The sequence below is a fragment of the Virgibacillus salarius genome (assembly GCF_039521925.1).
GTDB lineage: Bacteria > Bacillota > Bacilli > Bacillales > Amphibacillaceae > Virgibacillus > Virgibacillus salarius.
This window is the reverse complement of sequence record NZ_BAAACY010000088.1, coordinates 48,253-60,297: the sequence shown is the minus strand read 5'-3', so window position 1 is coordinate 60,297 and position 12,045 is coordinate 48,253. Positions and strand designations below refer to the sequence as shown.

General features: G+C 39.8%; 9 protein-coding genes. 3 read left to right on the top strand and 6 right to left on the bottom strand.

What is annotated here, in order from left to right; translation table 11 throughout:
* The first annotated feature begins 104 nt into the window (after window positions 1-104).
* Window positions 105-1,526, top strand: coding sequence for a glycoside hydrolase family 1 protein (locus tag ABDZ84_RS11675; RefSeq protein ID WP_343781589.1), 1,422 nt, complete (start codon window positions 105-107; stop codon window positions 1,524-1,526).
* 288 nt (window positions 1,527-1,814) lie between these two features.
* On the opposite strand, the gene ABDZ84_RS11670 is transcribed toward ABDZ84_RS11675, so the two are convergent.
* Window positions 1,815-2,294 (bottom strand): DUF4188 domain-containing protein, encoded by a 480-nt coding sequence (locus tag ABDZ84_RS11670; protein WP_343781587.1) that lies wholly within the window; start codon window positions 2,292-2,294, stop codon window positions 1,815-1,817.
* Window position 2,295: 1 nt separating this feature from the next.
* Complete coding sequence (locus ABDZ84_RS11665) at window positions 2,296-2,853, bottom strand: PadR family transcriptional regulator (protein ID WP_343781585.1); 558 nt, start codon at window positions 2,851-2,853, stop codon at window positions 2,296-2,298.
* A 150-nt stretch (window positions 2,854-3,003) separates the two neighbouring features.
* Between ABDZ84_RS11665 and ABDZ84_RS11660 the strand changes: the two genes are divergently transcribed.
* A complete protein-coding gene (locus tag ABDZ84_RS11660; RefSeq protein WP_166530291.1) occupies window positions 3,004-3,351 on the top strand; it encodes a hypothetical protein in 348 nt (115 codons plus the stop codon).
* Window positions 3,352-3,439: 88 nt separating this feature from the next.
* Window positions 3,440-3,919: a 23S rRNA (pseudouridine(1915)-N(3))-methyltransferase RlmH gene (gene rlmH, locus ABDZ84_RS11655; protein ID WP_166530290.1), complete on the top strand. Its 480-nt coding sequence runs from the start codon at window positions 3,440-3,442 to the stop codon at window positions 3,917-3,919.
* 439 nt (window positions 3,920-4,358) lie between these two features.
* Here rlmH and ABDZ84_RS11650 read toward each other — a convergent pair whose 3' ends face one another.
* The 4 genes from ABDZ84_RS11650 to ABDZ84_RS11635 are packed head-to-tail and all read right to left on the bottom strand — an operon-like array spanning window position 4,359 to window position 11,989.
* Window positions 4,359-8,756: a coiled-coil domain-containing protein gene (locus tag ABDZ84_RS11650; protein ID WP_343781582.1), complete on the bottom strand. Its 4,398-nt coding sequence runs from the start codon at window positions 8,754-8,756 to the stop codon at window positions 4,359-4,361.
* The gene (locus ABDZ84_RS11645; RefSeq protein ID WP_281949862.1) at window positions 8,743-9,483 is read right to left on the bottom strand and encodes a DUF6063 family protein; all 741 of its coding nucleotides are present in this window, start codon (window positions 9,481-9,483) and stop codon (window positions 8,743-8,745) included. The genes ABDZ84_RS11650 and ABDZ84_RS11645 overlap by 14 nt, the downstream gene beginning before the upstream one ends.
* Window positions 9,483-10,985 carry a replicative DNA helicase gene (locus ABDZ84_RS11640; protein ID WP_343781579.1) on the bottom strand — a complete coding sequence of 501 codons (1,503 nt, stop codon included), beginning with the start codon at window positions 10,983-10,985 and terminating at the stop codon, window positions 9,483-9,485. Before ABDZ84_RS11640 ends, ABDZ84_RS11645 begins: the two co-directional genes overlap by 1 nt.
* The gene (locus ABDZ84_RS11635; protein WP_166530286.1) at window positions 10,967-11,989 is read right to left on the bottom strand and encodes a Wadjet anti-phage system protein JetD domain-containing protein; all 1,023 of its coding nucleotides are present in this window, start codon (window positions 11,987-11,989) and stop codon (window positions 10,967-10,969) included. The genes ABDZ84_RS11640 and ABDZ84_RS11635 overlap by 19 nt, the downstream gene beginning before the upstream one ends.
* Between the last annotated feature and the right edge of the window lie 56 nt (window positions 11,990-12,045).

Below are 12,045 nucleotides of genomic sequence, written 5' to 3'. Positions count from 1 at the left end.
GTCAAGCTAGTTTACTGGCCCGTTGTCCATGATATAGCGTTCAGATGAACAGTAGCAAAATATAGATAGAAAGTTAAAAAATCATGAGATGGGTGTGGTGAAAGATGCTTTATACAACAAATTCTACGTTTCCGGAGTCATTCCTTTGGGCAGCTGGTACATCTGCTTATCAGTGTGAGGGTGCACATCTAACGAATGGTAAAACACTATCGGTTGTTGAAAAAAATATCAATAACCAATATGCGGATCCTAGTGTTGCTTCTGGGCATTATCAGCTTTGGGAAACTGATGTTGAATTGATGAAGGACTTAGGTTTAAAAGCCTATCGCTTCTCTATTTCATGGCCTCGTATCCTTCCCAATGGTAGAGGAGCGGTCAATCAAGAAGGAATTAATTTTTATCGAAACATCATAGCTAAACTGAAAGAATACCATATTGAGCCAATTGTTACAATCTATCATTTTGATCTTCCTCAATGCTTACAAGATGAGTATGGGGGATGGTCGTCACGGAAGATAATCAAAGATTTTGAAGAATACTGTCAGGTGCTATTCGATCATTTTGGTAATGATGTAAAGTATTGGATTACGATTAATGAACAGAGTAACATGTTTCAACTTCCTTATTTAATGGAGTTTGATGAGCAGCTCCCATTAGAAAAGCAGAAATTTGAAATGAATCATATTATGACAGTCGCGCATGCTAAGGCTATCCACCGTTGTCGGCAAACGATTGCCGATGCGAAAATTGGTCCAGCATTAGGGATCATTCCTAACTATCCTGCATCGGCCAAGCCAGAGGATATCTTAGCTGCCAAACATGCTGATGATTTAAGAACCTATTTGTTTATGGATCTTTACATGAAGGGGAAGTACAAACAATCGGTGTGGAATTATATGGTCCATAAAGGAGTAGAGCCAACGATAGAACCTGGAGATATGGCATGCATCAAGACGGCCAAGCCAGATTTTATCGGGATCAATTACTATCAATCTCGTGTTGTGAAATTTGTACCAAAGGATACAGCGGAGAAAGAATTAAAGCTTAATTATGATGGGGAAGCTGACGAGACACAATTTGAAAATATCCCTGGTTTGTACGAGGGAGCAGCTAATCCTTATACGAATAAAACGCAGTGGGATTGGGAGATTGATCCAGTCGGATTGCGATATTTATTGAATGATATCTATGATCGGTATGATGTTCCTGTGCTGATTACAGAAAATGGAATTGGTACGATAGATGAATTAACGGAGAAGAAGGAAATTCTTGATGAAGAGCGAATTGATTTTCTAAGAAATCACTTATTCCAATTGCATTTAGCTATGCAGGATGGGGTTCAAGTTTGGGGATATGTTGTTTGGTCATTTATCGATCTGCTCAGTACATCAAGTGGATTCAGAAAACGATATGGCTTAGTATATATTGATCGTGATGATACGGATCTTAAAACATTGGAGCGAATTAAAAAGCAAAGCTACCATTGGTATCAAGCTGTGATTACTTCCAATGGGCAATCCTTATAAGTGCAAGCTAAAGTCATTCTCATCAAAACAGTGATTGATGAAGAATGACTTTTTGTTTTATGGACGATGGATTGGAGCTTTAGCAATCGAGTAGCTAGATAAAATGTAAGCTTTTCGGTTGATATGGCAACTAGATGAATGTAGCAGCTTGATAGATTTTATAAGTACTATGGATGACTCTTACTTATAAAATCGATGGAGGAGCTATGATTGATTGGAAAGGATTGTTATGATTTACTCCTATAATGGGATGGCTAGTTGATTGCACCCAAGTGTTATTTGCGGATGTTATTTTTGAGCCTTCAATCGCTTACTAGCAGTGATTCGTTCTTTTGTGATCGGGATATGCTTTCTTGCTTTCCCAAGCCCATATAATGGCATATTTCCATATATCGATTCATAGTTCCCTTTTGGAACAACATATGTTTCATGATAGATACCAACAGCATTCGTAGCGCTCGCCTTTTGATTAAATGCCTGCCAAGCAGCCAAATGCTTCTGCCCCCTTGCATAGTTCAACAAATGCTCTGTCGACTGCCAATATTGGATCATCACCGTTGTTCGTAAGCCGAAGTAATTCTCCATCGCTAGAAACCCTAACTCCTCTTGATGTGTATACAGCTCCTTAATCATGCCAGGCATTGCAGTAAAAACAGGCAGCCATTTGTGAACAGCCAGCCGACGATTAATCCGCATGCCAATTAGAAAGACAACCATATCCTCATCATTTTCTGTCGTATAGCGACCGTGAAAGATCTTTTTCCCCATCTTAATCCTCCTCCTGATTGATTTGTCCCTTGGTTACCTCACACCACTCCATGGTGGCTTTCGTCATCCGCTTGCCATAATCCAACGTGTACAGCCAATAGTTTGCATCCGCGCTTTCTAGGTGGCTGCCTTTGATCATATGTTCGATGGATTGATAGGTTTCATAACGCTCCTGTAATTTCTGCTTGTAGTCCTGTAGTAGCGCTAAGGTATGCTCTGTACGCTGGTGGCGACTGAAGAAAAGCTTCAAAATGACTTCATTTCGCTCGACAGGAATCTGCTGAAGCGGCTTCTCCAGCCATTCCTGTAACGCTTTTTTACCTTCTGCGGTTAAGGTGTATTCTTTGCGATCTGGCTTCCCATCCTGAGCTGTCGTCGTAACGGTTGCTAACTCATCGGCTACTAGCTTTTTTAAGGTTGGATAAATCTGTCCATAGCTAATTTTCCAAAAGTGAGTTAAGCTCTGATCGATCAATTGCTTTATCTCATACCCCGTACGACAATCTGTCGTTAATATTCCAAGCAATGCATAGGTGGTGTGATTGTAGGTTTTATTCATATTTGTTCATTCCTATCTATATGATATATATCATATAGATATATAATACAAGAAAGAATTCAAGAGGACAAGTTAATTTTTGGAAGATTTATGTATGTAAACTGCGAGGAGAATTTGTTATAGTAAAGAAAAAACGATGGGGTGTTGGGGATGAAGGTTATGCTATCAGCTATATTGGAAATTGTCCGTGTGCTTGTGGTTATAGTTTTCTTTTTTGTGTTAATTGGAATAGTTGTGAATGGTGTTTTTGAAAATACGACCAACCTAGACGTTCAAGAACTAATCGAGGACAATGGATATTTGTTCTTCTTTCGACTTCTTCAAGGAGTAGGGGTAGTAGGGGTCATCTATATTTTTTATCGAAATAAGTATCAATTCTCAGGTTGGTATAGAGGAAAACAAATGCAGCGTTTATCGAAGCGAACAACAAGGATGTTACTTTGTATTAGTCTTGTTTGTATGTTCGCACTATATGCTGTTGTTTGGTTGGTGGTGTAGTTTTTAATTGGTAAGTTGAAGGAAATGGGTTGTATGGTATTATGCTGAAATAAGGGATAGAAAAATTCGAAAAAGGAAGTTACGTATTATGAAAATTACGATTGTATCGGTTGGAAAATTAAAAGAAAAATACTTGAAGCAAGGTATTGACGAATACATGAAACGGTTAAACGCTTACGCCAAAGTGTCGATAAAAGAAGTAGCGGATGAAAAAGCACCAGAAAATATGAGCGAAGCAGAAATGCTGGAGGTCAAGGAGAGGGAGGGCGAGCGCATCTTATCACAGCTTTCCGCAGACACCTATGTCATCACACTAGAGGTCAATGGCAGGATGCTAAGCTCAGAACAGCTAGCCAAGAAAATGGACGAGCTAGCTACATACGGTAAAAGTAAAATCGCCTTTGTCATTGGTGGGTCTTTAGGAATCAGTGAGGGAGTACAAAAACGAAGCGACTTAGCATTGTCCTTTTCAAAAATGACATTTCCTCATCAATTGATGCGCTTGGTATTGTTGGAGCAGGTTTATCGTGGGTTTCGGATTAATAGAGGGGAACCGTATCACAAATAGTGGTAAAGCAGAGGGTAGAAGTAATTCTAGATTAAGAAATATTAAAAAGGCAGCTTTAGGTTCATCAATTAAAATTGTGTATGCACCTTCTATTCTCTTCAACAGCAAAAAGCCTTTGTTAGTCTTATAATGGGCTTTACCATTAAAGAACGTTTAAACAAATCTTCGCAATAACATTATGGAAATAATTCGTTTCACAGTATCAGTTTACTACACCATACAAGAGTTAATCTTACCCATAAGCAATGGACTGGATGATTGGCTAAAAAACCATAATTTATTTTCAGTTCTCAAAAATAAATTATGGTTTCACCAGAAGGGTGGAGTGGTGTACAATCCTGTCATTCTTTGGTACACTTTTTGTCTTTTAGTGGTCTTTAGTATGTCAGAAGTGGGTCATTTCAATGGCTGTATCACCACATAACCCTATCAAACCCTATCATTCAAACAAATCCAACTGCTCTGCCTGCCCTAACCGATCAATAACAGCTGGCTCATGATCCTGAAAATAAGCATGATGCAGCCATTTATCTGTTGTCATGACTTTTTTGCTTTCATCCTTTGACGCGCGTAATCGACAGCTATAAATAATCGGGAAGTAATCCTGCAGAAACTTGCCTTCTGCATGAGCTGTTAACGCAATGATTTGGAAGCCTAACTGCTCGGCGATAAAAAAGACCGGACTTAGAACATGATCACTTGATGCTTTGCCAAATGGATTATCTAAAATAACAGCACGGTCGGTTAAGTTGGCTTTTTTCTTTTCTGCTACATATTTTAATATGCCTAAGAAGAGCGTCATGTTTTTACTCCACTTTTCTCCTCCTGACCAGACATTGCTCTGCTCCCAGGAATACGAACGGGTTGAAATTTGATTATCATTGGTTACTTTACGGCAATGCACCTTCATCACATCGCGATCCATGACAACCTTGAGTAATTGCTTGGATTCCAGCCATTTTTCTAAATTCACACGAATCTTATTCATATCCTGATGCCCTTGCTCATTGTGGTATTTCTCACCATTTAATTGGTTAATGATCCACTCGGTATGATCACGAATGCGTAACTTACCGTCTTCTGGCTCCCATTTTGGAATCGAGAAGCTATAGATTGGCTTCCAGTTATCCACTTTCACTCTCGTTTTCTTCGGGATTTGCTCTAGTTCTTCAACTAATGTTTGCAAATGGGTATGAATTTGATTGATAAAAAGTTGAAGCTCTTCATCACTTTTGCGAATATGCTCATTGGCATATTTAGTAATCCGTTGAATGCTTGCGAACATATTCTGTTTAAAGGTGACGACTTCCTGATAGTCACGCTTCTGTTCGACTCCTTGAATCGCCATTTGTTGTAATTTTTTATCGGTAATTTTTGTTCGACAAAAGATACGGAACTGATCCCTAGCAAGACGGACAAGCTCGCTTTCGTCATCGACTAGCTGCTTCATTTCTTTTAGCTTATCTGTCGCTTGTTTGGCAAAACGGTTGCGCTGGTATTGAAAATCAGTCTCCTCTTGTTCGGTTAACGTAATACTCGCAATTCCTGGTGCGTTAAAGTGATACCCTTCTATAAAATTCTCCAATAGCCTCTCCGCTTCATCAAGACTAGCTAACTCCTTGTTCACTCGCCTGAACTCTTGATCAAGATAGGTTTTTTGCTCTTCTAGCTCGGTTTGTTCTTGCTGTAACTGTTCGTTAACAACGGTTAAGTCTTGCTCAAATCGCTCCACTTCGTCATCAGGGAATCGTTTATAAAAGTCTTTATATGCTTCATTTAATAACTCTTGTTTGACATGTAAATCTCGTTCAGTCGTTTGATAGGTTGCTCTAATTTCGTTTAATTCGCTTTTTGCTGTCTGTAATTGTCCGTGTAATCGGTCAATATACTGGTCACCATCAGCCGGGAATACTTCTGTTTTATCAACGGATGGGAAAGCTTGTTCAATTTCGTCCATCCGTTCTGTAGTCGTCTCGATCCGCTGCTGTTCGGTTTCTTGTTTCGCTTCCCATTCACCGGTTTGACGTGTGATCCTTTCTTTCTGTAGCTGTAATTCTTTGCGTTTTGATTTCAGACTGGTGATCCTTTCATCTGTGAACGTTGCTGGTAATGTTGCTACTTCCTGATATTGCTCTTCACTGGTGATTACTTCGTGTTTCATCTCTAGATCACGAATACGGTCGTTTAACAGATCGACATCTTCTTGATAACGAGTCATCGATCGTTTCGTCTGCTTGATTTTCTGCGCTAGTTCCTGTTGTTGTTCTTGGTATGTGTCAACTTCCTGCTGATGCTGGGAGATTTCCTTTTGGAAGCTTACATATTGCTGGCCATCTCGCAGTTTTGATTCGATTCCGGTGCGCTCAGCCTCTGCTTCTTCTGCTCTGTTATGATATTTATCGATGGTTGCTTGATGATCCGTAATTTGTTTGTCTGTTTGCTCGATCTTGGCTGCTAGATTTTCCTGCTCTGTTTGCAGACTGTGTAACTGCTCTTGCCAGTCTTCTACCTGCTGAAAAGGATATTTCCTTAAAAACTGGCGGAATTGTGTCAACGCTTGCTCCCAGCTTTTCAGCTCGATCTCAACGTTTTCTCTTGTTGTTGTGATCTCGCCAGCATGACGTTTTAATTGCTGTTTCCACGCGATAAACGTTTCGGAGTCTATGTTGTCACGCCAATGATTCGGGACGATCCAGTTGCCTTTTTCGATATCCGTCATAGCGGTTGCTTCTTCTGTCGTCACCACCATCACCGGCAAGATAAAGCGATCGGAAACCTGTTCTAAACGCTTGATTAATTGGGGCTTTGCCTTTGTCGTTGTCACCAAAATACTCGGCCATAACGTCGCCTGCTTTAACCATTGTTGCTGCTCTTCTGGTAGCTGGTTGAGATAATTCACACCTGTTTCCAGATAATCGAGTTGATTCTTCCATAGCTCGATTTGTTCGGAGAGGAATGGATCACTGAAGAAAGTCTCTTGCTCTCCGTAGTCATCAACATAGCGTAACGCAACCCGCTCCTTATCCAACCATTTCTTGCGCTCGAATCGTTGTTTTTCAATATAGTTTTCGAGTTGACCTTCGATCGATTGTTGCTGTAAGTGAACACCTGCAACATCCTGCCAAGCACTTCTTAACATCGCCAGAGACTCGACTAGTTGCTGTTCTTCATCTGACATCGCCTGTAACTGTTGTTCGACACGCTGTATTTGTAAAGCTTGTTCTTGGAAATCCTTTTGTAAGTGATTTCTTTCTTGCTGCTTTTCGTCTATTTCACGCGCCAATCGTTTTCTTTCTGTTTTCAAGTGAACCAATTCATCATCTAACACTTGGTAACGAGCTTGCCATTTTGGTAATAGCTCTTCAATTGTTTCCTGTTCTGGATTCGCGAGCAGTGCTTGACGCAAGCGATCACTATCTTTTTCACGAGTTTCGATAAAAGATTGAAGCTTGTTTACCTCGTTATTCCACTGTTGGTCCGTTTGCTCATGGTTAGTGAGTTGTTTCTCTAAGGTTTTGATTTGCTCTTGTAATGGATTCCTTTCCCGTTGTAAGTCTTGTTGTTGCTTGTTCATGTCATCGATTTGAGCTTGATAGGCACCATGTAAGGCTTGCTCTACTTCTATCAGCTGATCCTTTAACATCTCGATATCTGTTTCCTTTTCGAACGAAGCAATTTGATCTTGGATAAAGGATAAGGATTCATTTGCTGCTTGTTGTTGTTCGGCAAATTTGGCATACCGTAATGCTGCGTGACGCCCTTTGATATCAGCTACCGTTGTTTTTTGTTCTTGCAAAAGAAGCTTGGCGTTTTGAAATTCTTTGTTCATTTGCTGTTTTTCTGCTTCTTTTGCGACAACTTCGCTGGAAGCGATCTTCGCTTTATGTTGGTGCGTGTCATCCTGCCAGTTCATTATTTTTGCTTCAATCGCTTCTTTTTCTGTTAAAAAGGTCTGTTTGTCTGCTTTGGTTTGTTCCCAGATTCCTTTGGTTCGTTGCTTCGCCTCGAGCAATTGTTGCTCTTTCGTATGGAGACGCTCAAAAGCAGTCGTATAGCCAACTAATTCATCCTGGATCTTCTGGTTTTCAGCAATCGTTTCTTTTAACTTTTGATAATTTTTAAAGCTTTCATACCGTTGCTCAAACAAATCAGCAAAAAGGGTAGGATTATGACCAGCCATCGCGCTTTCAACGGTTGGAATTAGCAAGCGATCAAACAGCTGATTTGTCGTTTTACACGCTTCAAAGAAGGCTTCAACACCACCTTCTGAACTATTGATTTTGACAATGTTCTCCCACTCGCTGGCAATAATCTGATAGTTGTCTTCAATGTATTGGCGATACTCTTTAATCGTGGCAAAGGTATTCGCTGACAAAGATTTCTCCTTCATCATACTATAGTAATCTTGTATTTCCCCGCGCTCAGTAGGACGTTTACCACCTTGCACCTCACGGACGAAAGGGATCTCCTCAATCGCATGGGGATCGCCATGCTGATATTCATAGACATAACGGAGCGAGTCGACACCATGCTTATTCATATAAAGGGTAACAGCTGTCACGACGTAACGCCTTGGTTTGTCATTAATGATCCATTCGACCGCAATATGGGCAGGCGCGCTTTCTAATGTTAATGTTTTGCCGATTTTGCGACTAGCAAGCTCTGTGTGTGGTAGCATTGCCTGTAGTGCTGTTTGAATCAACACCGTTTTACCGCCACCATTTTCTAATAGAATTGCCCCATTGTAGCCATCAAATAAAAATAATTCATCATTATAACGTTTATTGCCTTCCTCATAGATGACATTGGCTAAGCGAATTTTACTAATCGTTGGCATCTGTATTCTCTCCCTCCATCTCATAGATGAATGTAAGGATTCCTTTGTTATATTCCACTTCCATAAAATAGCGCTGGATAATGGTTTGCGCTTTATCAGTTAAGGTTATTTCTTGATTTCCAAGGGCTTTGACTAAATCTTGATCAAGTAAAAAACGCTTCACAGTATCGATAAAGCTATAGCGACTAATCGTATTACCTGTTTGACGTTTGGCACTCTCTTTCACATCATTCATATCATTCCATTTATCGACTATTTGGCGCCAGTTATAGGAGAATTCACGCTCTTTTTCCTTTAAAACTTCTTCTTCTAAGGCCTGCAATTGCTCAATCCGTTCCTGAATCTGGTGCATCCACTCCTCGATCCGTAAGAAATCACGTGTCGGGCGTGCGCTTTGATAAGAATTATAGAAGCTACCAAACAAAATGATCGTCGTAAAATACAGTAAGTAAATATCTGCATTAGTAGCGCCAGAACGCAAATAATGGCGTTTAATCCAGTCATTACTAACATGAAAGCTCGACAATTTCGTCTCAGGAATTAAATATAAATGTTCACTCGTATTAACGATAACAGCATCTACTTCTTTTGCATATAAATCTAGTAAACTACGAATATCATCGTCGGCTCGATATAGCTGGACCGCTTCTTGATCTGTAACAGACGTACGCGCTAATTTCGTATAAATACGAAAGGCTTCGATTACCTTTTCCTCACTGTAATGCACTATGACTCCTCCAATCGGATCACCATCTCTTGAATGGAATAACGTTTATAACGATTTAAAATGGCTTTCTCTTCGGTAATAACTAAACGATTATCACCAAGGATGTACAATGCTTCGGTTAATAGCGATTTACCATCCTCGTCATGCTCCATATCACCACGCGTTATCGGTGAACGCTGATGTAAGATTAACCAAAATTCATAAAAAGACCTTGATGCGTACAGTTGGGCTTGATTGGTCTCGGTTAAATAGTCAAAAAAGGCAGATAGTCTGATTTCTCGCATCTTACTTAAAACAGATAATAATTCTTCCATTAGTTTTTTATATAGTTTTCTTAACGCTTTTGCTCTAGCATCGATTTCCTCATCACTTTCCGCTTCAGGCATTGTCGTCGTTTGATCTGCTTGTTGATCTTCGACAATAGTTTGATCAGCAAAAAGTGTTAGTGGTGACCAGGTTCGTTCTTCCTCTACTTTTAAGAACGGATGGAGCACACCTTTCATCGTTTCCAGTGGCAACGGCACCGAAATAATATGCGAGGTAATTTCATGATCGAAATTAAACGCTTCAATTCCCGTGTAATACAACGACTCTTGCGCTGTAATTAAGGTCGTATTTTTTAATGATAAGGTCTGTTCTAGTAGTCTCGAATGATCGTAGTGAACCGCCTCTAGCTCTCTAGTGATCGTCAAAATTAAATCATACGTTTTTTGTTCTTTGCGATGAATATCTTTCGCATAGAGCCTGTCCTTCGTTTCTTTCACAAATTGGCGCAACTCTTTAAATTCATCATCTTCACGCTGCAAACGACTGTAACTATCATTTAATAACTCTTTATAACGATCAAACGTTTCTTCTGAAACAATACTGCGTTGAATTTCCTGTTTGAGTGCCAGCATCCGCTCATCAATACTTTCTACTGCGACACGCATTTCATTGACTTGTCTTAATGCCCCATTGAACTCGCCGCGCTCTAATTGTTTACGAAGCATCAATTGATTAATCGATAATTGAAATTCACTATAGAACTCTTTTGTAGCAAAGACAAGTTCCAAGCCATCATCGTCTAACGTATAAAACTGTTCATTTGTCGTTGGATTAAAATTATTCGTTTTGAGAATCGAATATTCGAGCTGTTCGTCTTGACCTGTTTCCCAGTTATAGAAGGAATAGGTTCGCTTGACCCCTGTCCCTGGACGAAAATTATCGATCAGACTACTAGCAAGACGAGAATAATCACTTGCTTGTAACTGATACTGTTCTGCCGTCACTTCTTGAATAAAGGCAGCTAACTGCTTTATCCCTGTTTTATAGTGACGCATCACTTTTTGTTCAAAGAAAAATAGTAACGTTAATAGTCCTAAACCTTTCATATCAATTAACTTACCATTCTCATCCTTTTCCCGTTTACGTTCTAAATCCGTTAAGGGATCAAATAACGCCAGACGACGAATCCGTTCCTGATAGCCTGCTGTAATCGTTGCTATATCATGTCGTTCCAATTTGATCCCTCCCATATTTGTTGTAATTCCTTTGTTCTTAATGTTTCTTGTGGGTAATAATAGCCTTCAGCGAGTAATCGCTTGATTTGACGCTGCTCTTGTTGATCGAACCACTGTAAAAAGGCATCCTCTGCTCCCTCACGCTTTCTTTGATAGGCTTTACCTTGCGCAGGCTGTTTTGCCAAGCAAGCTCGGTAAAAAGGAAACGCTAAACGTAGTTCGATTTTGTTCGCCAAACTATGCCAGATCGATATCCCCTCACGGTCGATATCACCAAAATAAAAGAAGTGGTGGTCAGCAGTGATTGGATATTGCTGATTAAATTGCTCGATACTCTGTATGATCGTTTTGCCACTTCCATAAATCAAGGTGGCAAAGGCTGTTTGTTTGATGGCTGGCAATAGACCTTGATAGGTGGTTTTATTCTCAACAATTAAATGGAGTTGTTTGGGCTCTTGTACTTGATTGGGATTAATCGCATATTTTAATGGTTCTGATACAGGCATTATTTTCATTTTATCGAATAGGTGAACCCGTTCTAATAATTCTTTACCTTTTTTCTCAGTTATCCATTTCTCATCACCAGCAATCTCATAGCTTCTTTCTGGTGTTGGAATCGCTTCTGTAGGAAAACCATTTGTTCGTATATATTGATCTATTTGTCGTAAGTAGGGTAAATCCTTCTGCAACTGTTTCGGATCATGTTGATAGTAATAGTCAAGGTTTATTTCACGATGGAATTGAATACGGTACTGTTGTAAGAGGTGGTGATGCGCTTGTTTTAACTTCGCTTTTTGAATACGATAATGCAAGGCGACAGAAGGTTTTCTAGGTGAACGCCCTTTGCTTTTCACCATCGCTAAAATGCCCGCTTCTTCTAAAGCAAGCACTTCTTCAGCAAAAGCTTCATAGCTATCGAAAAAAGGTGATGATAATTCTTGTAGTTGATTAATATCGATTGTTTTCTTTGGATATAAAGCAAGTGCTTCTTTTAGTTCTTTCATATTTTTCATCCTATGTGTTGAGATATGTCTTATTTTATCATATCGGGGACAGGGGA